16 protein-coding genes and 1 pseudogene are annotated in these 15,355 nt (G+C 71.4%); 12 read left to right on the forward strand and 5 right to left on the reverse strand.

The window, feature by feature from the left end:
• Positions 1-194: 194 nt before the first annotated feature.
• Positions 195-1,469, forward strand: coding sequence for an MraY family glycosyltransferase (locus CIB93_RS25580; protein WP_096630166.1), 1,275 nt, complete (start codon positions 195-197; stop codon positions 1,467-1,469).
• Here CIB93_RS25580 and CIB93_RS25585 read toward each other — a convergent pair.
• Positions 1,390-2,406, reverse strand: coding sequence for a glycosyltransferase family 2 protein (locus CIB93_RS25585; protein WP_257002351.1), 1,017 nt, complete (start codon positions 2,404-2,406; stop codon positions 1,390-1,392). The two genes, CIB93_RS25580 and CIB93_RS25585, sit on opposite strands and share 80 nt — an antisense overlap.
• A 34-nt stretch (positions 2,407-2,440) precedes the next feature.
• On the opposite strand from CIB93_RS25585, the gene CIB93_RS25590 reads away from it, so the two are divergent.
• The 3 genes from CIB93_RS25590 to CIB93_RS25600 all read left to right on the forward strand — a co-directional run bounded on the left by CIB93_RS25590 (position 2,441) and on the right by CIB93_RS25600 (position 6,458).
• The gene (locus CIB93_RS25590) at positions 2,441-4,654 is read left to right on the forward strand and encodes a hypothetical protein (protein WP_096630168.1); all 2,214 of its coding nucleotides are present in this window, start codon (positions 2,441-2,443) and stop codon (positions 4,652-4,654) included.
• 113 nt (positions 4,655-4,767) lie between these two features.
• Entirely contained in the window at positions 4,768-5,748 is a 981-nt protein-coding gene (locus CIB93_RS25595; protein ID WP_096630170.1) for a metallophosphoesterase, read from the forward strand.
• Positions 5,745-6,458: a 4'-phosphopantetheinyl transferase gene (locus tag CIB93_RS25600; protein ID WP_096630171.1), complete on the forward strand. Its 714-nt coding sequence runs from the start codon at positions 5,745-5,747 to the stop codon at positions 6,456-6,458. The genes CIB93_RS25595 and CIB93_RS25600 overlap by 4 nt, the downstream gene beginning before the upstream one ends.
• A 3-nt stretch (positions 6,459-6,461) precedes the next feature.
• On the opposite strand, the gene CIB93_RS25605 is transcribed toward CIB93_RS25600, so the two are convergent.
• Positions 6,462-7,070 carry a histidine phosphatase family protein gene (locus CIB93_RS25605; RefSeq protein WP_096630173.1) on the reverse strand — a complete coding sequence of 203 codons (609 nt, stop codon included), beginning with the start codon at positions 7,068-7,070 and terminating at the stop codon, positions 6,462-6,464.
• Positions 7,071-7,336: 266 nt separating this feature from the next.
• Between CIB93_RS25605 and CIB93_RS25610 the strand changes: the two genes are divergently transcribed.
• The gene (locus CIB93_RS25610; protein ID WP_096630174.1) at positions 7,337-7,552 is read left to right on the forward strand and encodes a CbtB-domain containing protein; all 216 of its coding nucleotides are present in this window, start codon (positions 7,337-7,339) and stop codon (positions 7,550-7,552) included.
• A gap of 87 nt (positions 7,553-7,639) precedes the next feature.
• Entirely contained in the window at positions 7,640-8,416 is a 777-nt protein-coding gene (locus tag CIB93_RS25615; RefSeq protein WP_096630176.1) for a CbtA family protein, read from the forward strand.
• Positions 8,417-9,226: 810 nt separating this feature from the next.
• Here CIB93_RS25615 and CIB93_RS25625 read toward each other — a convergent pair.
• Complete coding sequence (locus tag CIB93_RS25625) at positions 9,227-9,586, reverse strand: tetratricopeptide repeat protein (protein WP_096630178.1); 360 nt, start codon at positions 9,584-9,586, stop codon at positions 9,227-9,229.
• A 146-nt stretch (positions 9,587-9,732) separates the two neighbouring features.
• On the opposite strand from CIB93_RS25625, the gene CIB93_RS25630 reads away from it, so the two are divergent.
• From CIB93_RS25630 to CIB93_RS25645, 5 genes are all read left to right on the forward strand, one after another.
• Complete coding sequence (locus CIB93_RS25630) at positions 9,733-10,698, forward strand: pirin family protein (protein ID WP_096630179.1); 966 nt, start codon at positions 9,733-9,735, stop codon at positions 10,696-10,698.
• Positions 10,699-10,907: 209 nt separating this feature from the next.
• Positions 10,908-11,183 carry a hypothetical protein gene (locus CIB93_RS38100; RefSeq protein ID WP_179500245.1) on the forward strand — a complete coding sequence of 92 codons (276 nt, stop codon included), beginning with the start codon at positions 10,908-10,910 and terminating at the stop codon, positions 11,181-11,183.
• Positions 11,180-11,902, forward strand: coding sequence for an SLATT domain-containing protein (locus CIB93_RS37505; RefSeq protein ID WP_218839796.1), 723 nt, complete (start codon positions 11,180-11,182; stop codon positions 11,900-11,902). Before CIB93_RS38100 ends, CIB93_RS37505 begins: the two co-directional genes overlap by 4 nt.
• A 363-nt stretch (positions 11,903-12,265) precedes the next feature.
• Positions 12,266-12,679 (forward strand): hypothetical protein, encoded by a 414-nt coding sequence (locus tag CIB93_RS37510; RefSeq protein WP_143660083.1) that lies wholly within the window; start codon positions 12,266-12,268, stop codon positions 12,677-12,679.
• A gap of 51 nt (positions 12,680-12,730) precedes the next feature.
• Positions 12,731-13,279 carry a nucleoside triphosphate pyrophosphatase gene (locus CIB93_RS25645; protein WP_257002352.1) on the forward strand — a complete coding sequence of 183 codons (549 nt, stop codon included), beginning with the start codon at positions 12,731-12,733 and terminating at the stop codon, positions 13,277-13,279.
• Positions 13,280-13,294: 15 nt separating this feature from the next.
• On the opposite strand, the gene CIB93_RS25650 is transcribed toward CIB93_RS25645, so the two are convergent.
• Positions 13,295-13,948: a DUF1326 domain-containing protein gene (locus tag CIB93_RS25650; RefSeq protein ID WP_096630182.1), complete on the reverse strand. Its 654-nt coding sequence runs from the start codon at positions 13,946-13,948 to the stop codon at positions 13,295-13,297.
• Positions 13,949-14,148: 200 nt separating this feature from the next.
• On the opposite strand from CIB93_RS25650, the gene CIB93_RS25655 reads away from it, so the two are divergent.
• The gene (locus tag CIB93_RS25655; protein ID WP_257002353.1) at positions 14,149-14,976 is read left to right on the forward strand and encodes a DUF2182 domain-containing protein; all 828 of its coding nucleotides are present in this window, start codon (positions 14,149-14,151) and stop codon (positions 14,974-14,976) included.
• A 121-nt stretch (positions 14,977-15,097) separates the two neighbouring features.
• On the opposite strand, the pseudogene CIB93_RS25660 reads toward CIB93_RS25655, so the two are convergent.
• A pseudogene (locus CIB93_RS25660) lies at positions 15,098-15,355 on the reverse strand (transposase); the annotation flags it as partial.

Raw genomic sequence — 15,355 nt, forward strand, 5'->3', positions numbered from 1 at the left:
CCTGCGGTCGCCGGTGCGGCGGAAGCCGAGGCGGCGCGGTGGAGGGGCGGTGGAGGGGCGGTGGAGGGGCGGCGCCCGAACAATACGCGCCCCTTTTCGTGTTATTTGGGATGTATGGGGACATTGGCCCGTAGGTTGGGGAGAAACGCCACCCGAGTGGCGTCCCGTGTCCCCGACGAGGAAAGGCAGGGCAGGTGAACGTGCTGGGGATCATCGCCTCCGGTGTGGCCGCGCTGTTCATCACGGTCGTACTCGCCAAGGGCGCCCGCCGCGCGGCGCTCCGGCTCCCCGTCCCGTACGAACCCGGCGGGCGGGCCCCACGGACCCGGCGCCGGGCCATGGGCGGTGCGACGGTCGTCCTCGGTGTCGGTACGGCGGCCGGCGGGGCCCTGTGGCTCGGTGCGGTGGACGGCTCCGCGGACCCGGTGGCGGGGATGCTCGCCGGGGCCGCGATCGTGGCCGCTCTCGGGCTGGTCCACGACCTCAAGCCGCTGCGGGCCGCCCTCCGCCTCGCCGTTCAGTGGGCGGCCGCGGTCCTCGTCGTCTGCCTCGCGGATCTGTCACCGGCGGCGGGCGCCCTGGCCGTGCTCTGGATCGTGCTCGTCACCAACGCCTTCGCCCTGCTGGACCACTCCGACGGGGCCCTGCCCGCTGTCGGCATCGTCACCGCCTCCGGGCTGCTCGCCTGCGCGGCCCTCGACGGCGGTACCGGACCGGCCCTTCTCCCGGCCGCCCTCGCCGCGGGCCTCATCGGCTTCCTGCCCCACAGCTGGCGCCCCGCTCGCCTCCACCTGGGCGGGTGCGGCGCGCAGTTCACCGGATTCGTCCTGGCGTCCTCCGGTGCGCTGATCCAGGCGGTCACCCCGTCCGGGCGCGCCGCGTGGGCCGCGCTGCCGGTGCTGGCGACGGTGGCCCTCGCCGACGCCGCCCTCGTCGTGATCTCCCGTCGCCGCGCCGGGCGTTCCCCGCTGCGGGACGCGGAGGACCACATCGCGCACCGACTGCGCCGGGTCCGCGTCACCGTGCCGGGGACGGCGATCCTCCTGGCCCTCTGGGCGGGCGTGTCGGTGGCGGCCGGAACGCTGGTGTACGCGCAGGTGCTGCACCCCGCCCTCCTCCTCGTACCGTCGGCCGGGACCGTGGCCGCCGTGCTCGCCCTGCTGAGGATTCCGGCGTACTCCGCCCTGCCCCGCCCCGCCGCCCGGCGCACCCCGACGGGACGCGCCAAGGGCGCCACGCCCACGGCCCCCACGCCGAGCTGCACCCGGCTCGCGCCTGCCGCATCGGCCGCCCCGTCCGGGCCCGGGGCCCCCGCCCTCGCGAGGCCCACGCCGGTCACCCCCGCACCCGCCCCCGCGAAACCCGAGCCGATCACCTCCGCCCCCGCCTTCACCGCCGCGGGTCACCCCACCGTGCCTCCGCCCCCCGCCGGCCGTTCCGTCGCTCCCCTCGCCGCCGAGCGGAGCTGAGCCCGTACGGTCCGTCTCGCCCCCGCCACCGTCCGAGGGTGGCTCGGGCCGCGGTCCGTGCGTACGGGGAGAGCATCAGCAGTGGCGCCCACGGCCAGGTGTGGCGCAGGCAGTAGACGCACCACTGACGGGGCGGCAGTTCCCGTACGGACGTCACCCGGCGCAGCGCCTCCCGGACGCCGATGCCCGGTTCCCGCGAGCCGGGAGCGTCCGGGCCGTCCGCGCACACGCCCGCGTGGCCGGGGGCGACGAACGCGTGCACCCCGGCCCGCCGGGCACGGCACCCGTGGTCGTAGTCGCCCATCCGGTGGCGGAAGACCTTGTCGGGGTCCCCGACCAGGTCGTACACGGCACGGGACAGCAGCACGACCCGTCCGTCGTAGGTGTCGCAGCGCTCGGGCCGGTGCTCGCCGGGCTCGACGAGCGCCAGGGACCTGCCCCGCCTCCCGGAGTACACGGTGTCTCCGTACGCGTTGCGGACCGCGCCCACGACGACCGCGTCGGGTCCGACCGCCTCCGCCGTTCCCAGCAGGGTCGCGAGCGCGTCCGGGTGCAGTTCGACGCCGTCGTCGAGCCACAGCTGGTGCGTCCATGTGTGGCTCGGCCCGCCCGGCGCGCCGAGCGGGCCCCCGCCTCCGCCCCCGCTCCGGCTGTTGCGGCTCGCGATGCGCAGCGCCTGGCTGCGGAGGACGCCCGGGCCCACCGTCATGACCTCCACGGCCGGATACCGCAGCCGTACCGCCTCCGGCGTGCCGTCGGTGCTGCCGGTGTCGACCAGATGCACGCCGAGCGTCGTCCCGGCGGGGAGCCCGCGCTGCTCCTCCAGGGCGCGCAGCGCGGACAGTGTCCTCGTACGGTGGTCGTGACTCGTCATCAGCACAGCCAGGTGAACGGAGCGCGCAGGGGACTCCTCCATGGAACGGATCTCATCACCCATGCATGGAATAGGATATTCCGCCTAGGCTGATGGAGTGAGCGCCGAACCGATCACGAACCCGCTCCGGCCCGGGCAGGGGCCCGCCCCGCTCCGGTCCGGCCCTCTCGTTCCGGTGGTCGCCTTCCTGCTCGCCGCGCTGTGCGTGACGACCGTCGCCCTGACCGCCACCGTTCGCGGCACCGCCGCCTCGCCCGGCTTCTACCAGGCCGTACTTGACGAGGAGTCGGCGTACGACCGGCTCTACAGCGAGGTGCTCGTCGACCCGGAACTCTCGCCCGTCACCCGTGATCTGCTGGCTCGCCTGCCCGTGCCCGAGGCGCTGGTGACGTCCAACATCAAGGTCGTACTGCCGCCCGACACCGTGCGGGCGCTCACCGACCAGCAGATCCACGCGGTCACCGGCTATCTGCGCGGCGAGGACGACGAACTGCGGCTGCGGGTGGACATCACCCCGGTGCTGGAGAACCTCGGCGACCTCGCCCGTATCTACTTCGGTGACCTGGTGGCCAGCCTCCAGGGACGCGACCAGCCGGACTTCGATCGCTTCACCGCCGACCTCGACTCCGCGCTCGACGAGCTGACGGAGGGCCGGGCGCCCGCCCTGCCCGCCCTGCCGCTCACCGACGAGCAGGCCGACCGGGCCGCCGACGCCCTGCTGGCGGCCGCCCCGGGGCAGGAGCGGGCCGCCCTGCGCCCCGAGGTCGAGGTGGCCCTGGCGGAAGGGGATGTGGCCACCGCCCTGGCGGCCACCGTCGCGGCCGTCCTCTCCGACAGCTCGCGGAACGCCGCGGCCGGTCTCCGCACCACGCTCCAGGGCGGTACGTGGGACTTCACCGGCTCCCTGGCCGCCGCCGGGAACGACCTCACGGCCCTGGAGCGGACACGCGACGGGATCCGGTTCCTGCCCCTGCTCCAGATCCTCGCCGCCACCCTGGCCCTGGCCGCTCTCGCGACGCTCTGGTGCACCGGTCCCGCCGCCCCGGCCCGGCGCGTGATGCGGCTGGGCCAGGCGCTCGCCTGCGGAGGCGCCCTGACCGCCGCGACCGTCCTCCTGGCCCGCCTCATCACCGGAGGACGGTTCCTCACCACGCCGTCCTCCTGGGCCCCGAGCGTCACCGCCCTCGTCGACGACCTCCAGCGCACCGCCGTGGACCAGGTGGTGGCCATCGGTCTCGGCGCCGCCCTCGTGGCCCTCGTCGGCGGCGTGCTCCTCACCGGCGCGGGCTGGGCGCTCCTGGTGCGCCCGGGCCGACTGCTGCCCCCGACCCCGGCCGTGCTGCGCGGTACGGCGGCGGGCGTGGCCTGCGCCGCACTGGCCGGAGTCCTGATCGTGCCGCCCGTGTTCGGCCCGTCCGCGCCCCGCCGCTGCCAGGGCAGCAGCCGCCTGTGCGAGCTGCGCTACGACGAGGTCGCCCACCTCACCTCCCACAACGCCATGTCCACGACGGCCGACCGGTTCATCGGTCCCCTCCAGGACCCCGACATCACCACCCAGCTCAGCACCGGTGTCCGGGCCCTCCAACTGGACACCTACCGCTGGGAGAGCCCGCAGGACATCACGGCACGGCTCGACACCTCCGAGTTCACCCCCGAACAGCGGCGGCTGATCTCCGGCGCCGTCGACCGGGCCAACCCGCCGCGCGAGGGCCTCTGGCTCTGCCACAGCGTCTGCCGCGCCGGAGCCGTCGAACTGGTCCCGGCCCTGACCGACATCGGGGACTGGCTCCGCGCGCACCCCGCCGAGATCGTGACGCTGATCATCCAGGACGACATCAGCGCCGAGGACACCGAGAGGGCGTTCCGCGCGGCAGGCCTCGACGACCTCCTGCACACCCCCGCCGAGAACCCGGACGAACCGTGGCCCACGCTGGCGGAGATGATCGACAGCGGCCGACGGCTGGTGGTGTTCGCCGAGAAGGCCGACGGACCGGCACCCTGGTACCGCAACTTCTACCGGTACGGAATGGAGACCCCGTTCGCCTTCCGCAGCCCCTTTGACATGACGTGCGAGCCGAACCGCGGTGGCACCGGCAAACGGCTCTTCCTGCTCAACCACTTCATCACCGACGGGGGCGGCAGCCGCCTGGACGCCGGGCAGGTCAACACCCGCGAATGGGTCCTGGAGCGGGCTCGCGCCTGCGAGGCGGAACGCGGCCGTCCGGTGACCTTCATCGCGGTCGACTACACGACGATCGGCGACGCCCTCGGAGCGGTGAACGAACTCAACTCCCGCCGCGCGCAGAAGTGACGGGCCGCAACCCCGGGGGAAGTGCCGGACCGGCGTGAGAGGCTACGTTCCCAGCGGCGCCGTACCGTGCGGACGGGGCCGGACGACTGCCGACAGATCGGGAACCAGCGCCCATGACTGCTCCGAGCGAACCCGCACCGCACGGTGCTCCCGCCGCCGTTCCGTCCCCCGGTGGGGGGACCCGACCGCCGGGCGCGGGCCGCCTGCTGGCCGTGAGCGATCTGCACGCGGCGGTCACCGACAACCGGCCCATCGTGGAGTCCCTGCACCCCACATCCGACGCGGACTGGCTGATCGTCGCGGGCGATGTGGCCGAGCGCCCCGAGGACATCCGGTGGGCGCTCGAACTCCTCGCGGAACGCTTCGCCCACGTCATCTGGACCCCTGGCAACCACGAGCTGTGGACGCTCGACAAGGACCCGGTCCAACTGCGCGGCGAGGCCCGCTACACCTACCTCGTCGAGCTGTGCCGGAGCCTCGGAGTGACCACCCCCGAGGACCCCTTCCCGCTCTGGCCGGGCCCCGAAGGGCCGGTGGCTGTGGCGCCGCTCTTCCTCCTGTACGACTACACCTTCCGCGCCCCGGGCACGCACACGAAGGAGGAGTCGCTGGCCGTCGCCCACGAGGCCGGGATCGTCTGCAACGACGAATACCTCCTCCACCCGGACCCCTACCCCGCCCGCGACGACTGGTGCCGCGACCGGGTGGCCCTGACCGAGCGCCGACTCGCGGAGCACGACCCCGAGATACCCCTCGTCCTCGCCGGACACTGGCCGCTCGTCAGGGAACCCACGTCGGTGATGTGGTATCCGGAGTTCGCCCAGTGGTGCGGCACCGAACTCACCGCCGACTGGCACCGCCGCTTCAACGTCACGGCCGTCGTCTACGGCCACCTCCACATCCCCCGTACGACCTGGTACGACGGGGTGCGCTTCGAGGAGGTCTCCATCGGCTACCCCCGGGAGTGGCGCGACCGGGGCCACCCGCGCGGACTGCTGCGCCAGATCCTCCCGTACGAGGGTGAGCCCGCCCCCACCGTCACGACCGGGGCCGAACCGTCCGCCCGGCACCACACCCCCGGAGGCTCCTCGTGATCGAGCGGCTGTTGCCCTCCGACGTCTCCTGCGCCGCCACCCGCGCGGAGACCGTCCCGGACGGAACCCTCTTCCCCGAGGAGGAGGCGCTGGTCGTCAAGAGCGTCGCCAAGCGCAGGAACGACTTCGCGACGGCGCGTGCCTGCGCCCGCCGCGCCATGGCCGGGCTCGGCCTGCCCCCGGCCCCCGTGCTCCACGGCCACCGGGGGAGGCCGCTGTGGCCCGAGGGCATCGTCGGCAGCCTCACCCACTGCGGCGGCTACCGAGCGGCCGCGCTGGCGCGGGCCACGGACGTGCTGTCGCTGGGCATCGACGCGGAGCCGCACGCCCCGCTCCCCGTCGACGTAAGGGAGTTGGTGGCCCTGCCCGCCGAACGCGAGCGGATCGGCCCTCCCGCACCGGAGGGCACGGACGCCATCCACTGGGACCGCGTTCTGTTCAGCGCCAAGGAGAGCGTCTTCAAGGTCTGGTATCCGGTCACCCGACTCGAACTCGACTTCACGGAAGCCGATCTGGTGTTTCGCCAGGCAGAAGGCGGGGTGGACGGCGGCACGAAGGACGGGGTGGCCGAGGGCTCCTTCGCCGCCCGGTTGCTGCGGACCGACCCGGCCCTGCCGACGGTGCTGGAGGGGCGCTGGCGCATCGAGGAGGGCATCGCCGTCACGGCGGTGCTGGTGCGGCCCGACTGGGCGGAGAACGACGGCCGATGACGGTCAGTCAGCGGACGGGCCGGGGGTGGCGGCGGTAAGGGGGCGTCCCAGCCGGACGTTCCAGCGGCCCGACCGCCCGGCGAGTTCGGTCAGCGAGAGCGGGGCGACGTCCAGTCGCCAGAACGCCTCCAGGGGCAGCCGCAGACCGTGGACGACCGCCGCCCGGACCACCGAGGGCTCGACGACCGCGAGGACGCCCCCGCCGCTCCCGCCGCCCGGACCCTGGAGGGTGTCCAGGTACCCCCCGGTCCGCCCCACCAGGTCCCGCAGCGATTCGCCTCCGTGCGGGGCCGCCGAAGGGTCGCCGAGCCAGGCCGCCACCTCCGCCGGTTCGGCCGCGCCCACCTCGTCGAGCCGACGGCCGGTCCAGCGCCCCAGGTCCCAGCCCGCCAGGGCCGGTTCGGTCACTACGGCCGCCAGCCCGAGCGCGGCGGCGGTCCCGAGGCACCGCGTGGACGGGCCGCTCAGGTGGGTCCCGGCCTCCGGCACCGCACCGGCCGCCGCCTCCGCGAGCTCCCGCCCGGACCGGTCCAGCGGGGCGTCGCCGTCGAAGCGGGCCTCCCTCAGGGCCGCGTTCATCGCCGGTGAGATCAACATCACGCGTATCGTCATGCCCCTGTCCTCACTCCTTCAACACGGGCCCCAGGGCCCTGTTCCGCCAAGGTATCCGCGCTCCGCGGCCCCGCAGATTGCACCATGGCGGTGCCTGCGTACAGGCGGTATGGTCTCGTCGACCATGACGACGGTGTGACGGAAGTCCGGTGAGAATCCGGCACGGTCGCGCCACTGTGTACCCGCACTCCTGCGGGAAGTCAGACCCAGCACCTTCGTCCGGGGCACCACTACTAGGGACGCGTGTTCCCACAGGAGGTTCTGCCATGGCACAGTCCGCCGCTCCCGCCGCGGGGGCATCGGCGATCACCCCGATCTCGGCGAAGGCCATAGCCCCATGGGCGGTCTTCTTCGGCATCCTCATGCTCGTCCTGCTCTACTTCGTCGGCGCCGAACAGGGCGCCACCGCGCTCATCTCGGGCCAGGGCGTCCACGAATGGGTCCACGACGGCCGTCACCTGCTCGGTTTCCCCTGCCACTGAGGCACCTGAGGCACCTGAGGCACCTGAGGCACCCAGGAATTCAGCGGACACGGGAAGCAAGAGAAACCGAGAAATCAGGGATACATCGTGAACTCCATATCTGTCAGGGCTCTGCTCGTGCGCGGCATGCTCGCGGGCCTGATCGCGGGCGCACTGGCGCTCGCCGTCGCCTACTTCCTCGGTGAGTCCCAGGTGGACGCCGCCATCGCCCTCGAAGAGGCCCACAGTCACGCCGGCCACGGCGGGGGCGAGGAGGAGGAGTTGGTCAGCCGCACCATGCAGGCCACCGGCGGACTCGCCACAGCCCTCCTGGTCTTCGGCGTCGCGGCGGGCGGGATCGCCGCCCTCGTGGTCTCGTACGCGCTGGGCCGCATCGGCAACTTCGGCCCGCGGGCCACGGCCGCACTGATCGCCGGAGCGGCCCTGCTCACCGTCTACATCGTGCCGTTCCTGAAGTACCCGGCGAACCCGCCGGCCGTCGGCAACCCCGACACCATCGGGCAGCGCACCACCCTGTTCTTCCTGATGGTCGCCCTCAGCGTGCTGCTGGCCGTCGCCGCCGTCATCGTCGGCAAGCGGCTCGCACCCGGCCTGGGCAACTGGAACGCGACCATCGCGGCGGCCGCCGGTTTCGTCGTCGTGATCGGCCTCGCCCATGCCTTCCTGCCCTCGTTCGACGAGGTCGGCAAGGACTTCCCGGCCAGCCTGCTGTGGAAGTTCCGGCTCTCGACGCTCGCCGTCCAGGTCACGTTCTGGAGCGGCTTCGGCCTGATCTTCGGCTACCTCACGGAGCGCCTCCTGACGCCCGCCGCGGGAGCGGGGCGTCAGGAGGCCGAAGAACGAGCCGTGGTCGGGGCGTCCTGATCACGGAGGCCGTCCTCCATGCGCCGCGCAGTGTTCTCGACGATCCTCGCGAGGCCCTCCTGTACGTCCACGTGCCGCTCCTCACTTCCGTGCGGAGCGTACGCGGACACCGATAGCAGGAGGTCTCCGTTCCGGAGGATCAGGGTCCGGCCGGGGCGGCCCCGTTCCTCGGAGGGCGGGGCGCAGGCTGCCGCGTGCACCCTGGCCGGACCTCGCCCGTGCGCCCGGTCGAGGTCCTCCTTGACGGGGTAGGCGTGCCGGGCGGGCTCGTCGTCCTCGTGGACGCAGGCCGTGGCTCTGAGTTTCCGGTCCGTACCGTCCGGGGCCTTGAGGTCAACGAGGCAGGCGGTGCGGCGGTAGCGCGGCCGGGCGCCGTCCTCGCCGATGTCCGCCCGGGCGCCGGGCGCCCGGGCGAGGCGGAGTCGGTGGTGCTGCCGAGCGTGAAGCCCTCGGCGGGTGGGGCGCCCATGAGCAGGTCACACGGTTCGGCGGTCCAGCTGTGGACGCCCGGAGGCCCGGCGACCGAAACGTCCGCGTCCCCGCTGCCGCCGTCCCCGCCCCCGGAGCACGGTCGCGGCCACAGGCATCAGTGCGAGCGGCGCGCCCCCACGCGCGGCCCGCGCCTGGCGCAGTGCGGCCCGCGCCTGGCGTACCGAGGCATGCGCCCTGCCCAATGCGGCACTCCTGGATTCACGCACCTCCACCCCTTCGCCCCGGAGATCCCATTGTCCGATGCCCGTACCGGCGGGTAATGGAGAGCGGGCCCGCGCCGGGGAGGCGCGGGCCCGGCCCGCTGTACGAGGCGGCGGCTCAGGGGCGGTCGGCCCCCGGGCCGAAGTCACCGGCGAACGCGGCGGCCATCCGCAGATGCGGCGCCGCGTCGGACGGCCGCCCCTGCCGCTCCAGCGTCCGGCCCAGCATGAGCCGCGCGTAGCCCTCCACCGGGTCCAGTTCCAGGACGGCCCGCAGCTCCTGTTCGGCCTTGCCCAGCCGTGCGGAGTGATAGTAGGAGCGGGCCAGCAGCAGCCGCGGAGCGACCTGCTCAGGCGCCTCCTCGACGAGTCCGCCCAGGATCCGGGCGGCCGTCAGGTACTCCTTGGCCTCGAAGAACAACTGCGCCCGGTCCCACCGCTCGGCGGCCGTGCCGAATTCGTAGTAGGTCTCGTCCATCTGTCCTCCTCCGTGTGGTGCGGCCCGCGGGGAGCCGCCCCGCCGTCCGTTCAGCGATGACAACACCGCAGAATGGTTGAACATTCCACTAAAATTCTGGCGTGGGACCCGGCGCTCCGCGCGCCCACGGGAATAGGTTGAGCGCCATGAGCAATCTCGATCGCCAGGCCACTCCCTCCGTCTGCGGAGGGCGCGGCTTCGTCGTCGCCGAGCCGGTCCGCGAACTCCTCACCCCCCGCCGCGTCCAGCTCGGTGAGTCCACCGAGGTCCGCCGCCTGCTCCCCAACCTCGGCAGGCGCATGGTCGGCGCCTGGGCCTTCGTCGACCACTACGGCCCCGACGACATCGCCGACGAACCCGGGATGCAGGTTCCGCCGCACCCCCACATGGGGCTCCAGACCGTGAGCTGGCTCCACGACGGAGAGGTCCTGCACCGGGACAGCCTGGGCAGCCTGCAGACGGTACGCCCCCGGGAACTGGGCCTGATGACCTCCGGCCGGGCCATCAGCCACTCCGAGGAGAGCCCGAAGCGGCACGCCAGGTTTCTGCACGGTGCCCAGCTCTGGGTCGCCCTCCCCGACGCCCACCGTGACGTCGAGCCCCACTTCCAGCACCACACGGACCTGCCCGCCGTCACCGCCCCCGGCCTCACCGCCACCGTCATCCTCGGCGAACTCGACGGAGCGGCCTCGCCCGGCACCGCCTACACCCCCATCGTCGGCGCCGACGTCTCCCTGACCGGGGGAGCGGAAGCCCGCCTGCCGCTGGACCCCGACTTCGAGTACGCGGTCCTGTCGATGTCCGGCGAGGCCGAGGTCGACGGTGTCCCCGTGCTGCCCGGCTCGATGCTCTACCTCGGCTGCGGCCGCACCGAACTGCCGCTCCGCGCCGTCTCCGACGCGAGCCTGATGCTGCTCGGCGGCGAGCCCTTCGAGGAGGAGATCGTGATGTTCTGGAACTTCATCGCCCGATCCGGTGAGGAGATCGCACAGGCGAGAAACGACTGGGAGAAGGGTTCGCGGTTCGGCGAGGTGCAGGGCTTCGACGGCGCTCGCCTGACCGCCCCGGAACTGCCCACGACCCCACTGAAGCCACGCGGACGAGTGCGCTGACCTGGGGATACCCATAGACGGGCTGGCCGTGTCTCCACTGGCGGCAGCCATGCTGGGGCCCCGGTCCGCACGCTGTCCTTGGGTCGGGGCTTGGGGGGGGGGCTACTGGATCTGAGGGGAGGCGCGTCGAGTCTCGTGTTCGAGCTTGTGTGTCAGGGTTCAATCGGATCGGTGCTGACCTCTCGCTGACTTCCCTGATTGTCAGTCAGGTGGTGGTCGCCGTCTGCCGCCCGGATGCCGGAAGCCGGTCCCGGACGGAGTCGCTGAGGGGTGACTGGGTGCCGCGGAACCCGTTCGCGGGGTTGCGGCTGAGGATCCGATCGGCTGAACAGATCACCGGTCGCCGGATCCAGTACACAGTGCTGCCACTGGCCGCTTTCAGTATCGGAGGCCGCTTCATCGGGCAGCTCGGAGAGACCCAGGAACTGCTGCCGCGCTACGGCGGGGACAACATCTTCGACACCGCGAGCTGGGCTTGCTCGTGATCGTCGTGCTGGCTATCGCAGGGGTCCTACTCGTCGGCGACCACAGGTATGCGATGGTCACCGACGAGGCAGGCGTCTCAAAGCGGAAGTACATCTCCGACCTACGGTTCGATCTTGAGGTTGCAGAGGACCAGCGACTCAGCATCGCCGCCTCCACCGTTCGCCCCGTGCGCGAGCGCCGGTACGCCTACCGTGACGCCATCCCGGCGGAAGTCGAGAGACTTCGCACCGAGGGACTGCGATACCGCCGCTGGCGCAATGGCTTCCAGTGGCTGTTGATCCTCTGCTCAGCTGCCATCCCCGCCGTAGCAGCCCTCCACGACCCACCGCAGCCCGGCAAGGGCCTCCTTGTCGGCCTCGGTGCCGCCGTGTCTGTCATCACCTCGGCGATGGGCTACTACAAGTTCCGCGAGCGCAGCTTCAACCTGCAGCAGACCGCGGACTCAATCGCTCAGCATCTCTCTGCCCTGGACCTCTCGATCACCCCGTACGGCGATGTCGATGAGGCACAGAACCTCATACGGTTCGCCGAGACCGTGGATTTGCTGCGAGATGAGCAGCGCAAGCGCGAACAGCAGCTTGATCAGCCCCACCAAGCCCAACAAGGAACTGTCCAGTTGCACGCGGTTCTCCGTTTTCAGTGCCGCGGAACGCACCCTGACCTGCGAAGCGGACACCTCCACCGGCAGGAGTCGTCCACCACCCGGCGGTGTACGTGATGGGCGACGTCAGTCGATCTGCGCCTGCATCAGGTCACGGAGAAAGGGGAGAGATGCCATGCAAGCTATTAGGTCATTTGGTCGATTTTTGCGGAGCTGGCTCTCGTCCTGGCCCGGGCCAAGGCCGCTGTCCTGTGCCATCGAACCTTGATCATTGCCATCGAAGGTTGATGATCATTAGTTTTGTGCCACCGAAGTTTGAGTGGCACGAGGTGCTGATCGTCAGGGGTGTCAGTGGGGAACTCGCTGGTTCATCCGCGGATCCTGATCTCGGAGCGTTTGACCTGGGGTTCTTGGAGGGTTGCTCTCAGGCTCGTAACGGCCGACCAATCCGAGCGGGCAGACGGGTTCTATGATCCGCGCATGTCGAACATCTGGGGGCGGGCTGCCCTACTGGCGCTGTTGACAGGAGTCACCGCCTTGGGGCTCGGGCGGCTTCTGGTCGTGGAATGCGTACGAATACCTGCTGGCGGGGGCAGCCGGTGCGGCGCGTTCGTCCATGCGTACGACTACCTGGCCATCGTCGCGTCTATCGGGGGTTGGGGTTGTGCCCAACTCCTTCTTCGGAGCAAGCGCTACCGGGCCGACTGGCGTCCTGCCCTGGGCGTGACCGCCGGCGCGCTCGTCAGCGCGGGCGTCATCATGGCGGTCGCCCCTTCGGCCGCCGCAGGCGTGATGGTCATTCTTGGACTCGTCGCACCGCCGTTGGCTCGCCGGTACGGGCGCGAACCACTGCCTGAGAACCATCGCCTCCCATGGGAGCGAAGCAACGAGTAGTCGGGCACCAGCTGCCGCACGCGAGCCAATACCCAGGAGTGCCCTTGCTTCGTGATGCCAGCCGCCCACCAATGGAGACACGGCCTAAAGGCAGCCACCGGACCACTCAAACTTCGATGGCACCCGCTCAAGGTTCGATGGCACAGAACAGCCGCGGCGGTCGCGGAACGCCCCGAGGCGGCGGGCACCCTGGTCGTCGGCTGCGACTCGGTGCTGGAGCTGGACGGCGAGGCGCTCGGCAAGCCCGCCGACGCCGAAGAGGCCACCGCCCGCTGGAAGTCCATGCGCGGCCGCGCGGGCGTGCCGCGGACCGGGCACAGCGTGATCGACACCGCGTCCGGCCGGTCCACGTCCGCCACCGCGTCCACCACGGTGAACTTCGGTGGGCCGTCGGGCGCCGAGATCGTCGCCTACGTGGCGTCTGGTGAGCCGCTGTACGTCGCCGGGGCCTTCACCCTGGACGGGCGCTCGGCGCCGTTCATCGACTCCATCGAGTGCGACCACGGCAACGTCATCGGGGTCTCCCTGCCGCTGCTGCGCCGACTGCTCGCCGAACTCGATGTGACGATCACTGACCTGTGGGCCGCCCCCGCCGGGTGACCGGGCAGCCTCCCATCAGTTCGGCCCCGACCAGTCGAAGGTGATGTGCTTGCTGGACTGGCCCTCCCGGCTCCACTTGAAGCCGAAGGCGTCGGCACGGTCCGCCGTCGAGCGGCCCCACGTCGCGACCTGGCCTGGACCGGTCTCCGAGCCCGGCAGGTTGGTGGACTGCACGCGCGCGCCCTCCGGTGTCGTGGGTCCGGTGAGCGCCGTCGCGCTGGCCTCGACCCGGCCCGGAACGGTCGCCTTCCACCCGCCGAGGTCCTCGTCTACCTGGATCTCGATGGGGGCGAAGTCCATGCCCCGCATCTCGGCGCCGAACTGTTCGCCGAATTCGGCGGGCCAGCCACCGGCCTCACCGCCGAAGATCATCTGGAGGGCTTCACGCTGCGCCTCGTCGGCCGTCTCGTCGATGAAGACCGCCGCATACGCATCGGAGTGCTCGGCCCACGCGTTGCCGACGAACGAGCCGAGCATCACCACGCCGAGACCGTCCAGCGGCACATCGCCGTAGCGCCCCTCGCGTATGCGCCAGGCCAGGACTCCGTCGCACTCACCCTGAGTAGGTAGCTGCGCGAACGTGCACGGGCACGGCACGTTGCACCTGCAGGTGTCGAACCAGTCCCCAGACGCATGCCACTTCGGAACAGTCTTCGCTGTCTCAGTCATGTCCTCGCCTCCTCGCGGCCCGCGCCGGGTGAATCTGGTGGGCGGCGATCTCGCGGAAGACACATCACCGTGGGTCACCACATCCGCTCGGCGATACGGGTCATCACGTCCCATTCTCCCCGTGTTGCCGCAGGAGGCCAAGGTGGCCAGGTCAGAGCGCCTGCCGTGCGACCGGCCGCCTTCTGTGGTGGTCTGGAGGGGTGCTCCGCAACCGGCCGCCCCTCTCCGCGCCCCTGCGACCGGGCAATCTGCTGCCCGCCCGGGCGATGGCCGCCGCCTGGTCGCTCATGATGCTGCTGGCGGTGCTCGCCTGGGTGCTCGTGGTCGGGCAGGCCGACAGCGGTACGGACGCCGACGGCGGCATGGACATGGCGCCGGGGACCATGGGCCTTGCCCTGCCGCTGTTCCTGCTGCTGTGGGTGATCATGATGATCGCCATGATGTTCCCGTCCTTGGCGCCGGTGGCCATTACTTGGGCCCGGGGCATCGGCCGTCAGTCGTCCGGCGCGGTCCGCGCGGCCCGGATCGCCCAGTTCGTGGGCGGATACCTGATCGCCTGGACGGCGTTCGGGCTGGCCGTGTACGGGATACTCACCGTGACCGACAACGTCGTAGGCGGCCACCCCGAAGCCGGGCGCTGGATCGGCGCCGGAGCCTTCCTGCTCGCCGGAGTCCATCAGCTCAGTCCACTGAAGAACGTATGCCTGAGCCACTGTCGCAGCCCCATGGGCCAGCTCGTGCGCTACGCCGGCTACCGGTCAGGCGCCGCCCGTGACCTGCGCGTCGGCGTCCATCACGGGCTTTACTGCGTCGGCTGCTGCTGGGGTCTCATGATCGTCCTCATCCCGCTGGGGACGATGAACATCGCGGCGATGGCCGCACTCGCGGTCGTCATCTTCGTCGAGAAACTGTGGCGGCTGGGACCGGTGCTCAGCACCGCGGTCGGTGTCATCTTCCTGGTCCTGGCCGCCCTGGCCCCGTTCCAGAGCTGGTTGTTGCCAGGTCTGGAACAGCACGCAGGGATGTAACATGCCAGAACGGTAAAATCGCCCACATGGTGGCGTGGTCACCACTGGTGGGCCGGGCGCCCGAAAGGGCGATGCGCCGTTTCAACGGCGGTCGCCCACAAGGGGGGTCTGTCAGGGCGAACTCCGCGAACCGCTCGAGTGCGGCTTCCTCGGTCGCCGCGGTATAGACGGGCTTGAGGAGCTTGGCGATCTTGTCCCAGTCCTGGCGGGCGGCACAGCGGAAGGAGTTCCGCGGCAGGTGGACCACGCAGGTCTGGACAGTGGTGCGGGGCCAGACGGCCTCGGCTGCCTCGGGCAGGCCCTTGAGCCCGTCGCGGACCAGCATGAGGACGTCGTTCACTGTGCGGTTCTTGATCTCGGTCAGGATGTGCATCCAGTG

The sequence above is a fragment of the Streptomyces sp. WZ.A104 genome (assembly GCF_002382885.1).
Lineage (GTDB): Bacteria > Actinomycetota > Actinomycetes > Streptomycetales > Streptomycetaceae > Streptomyces.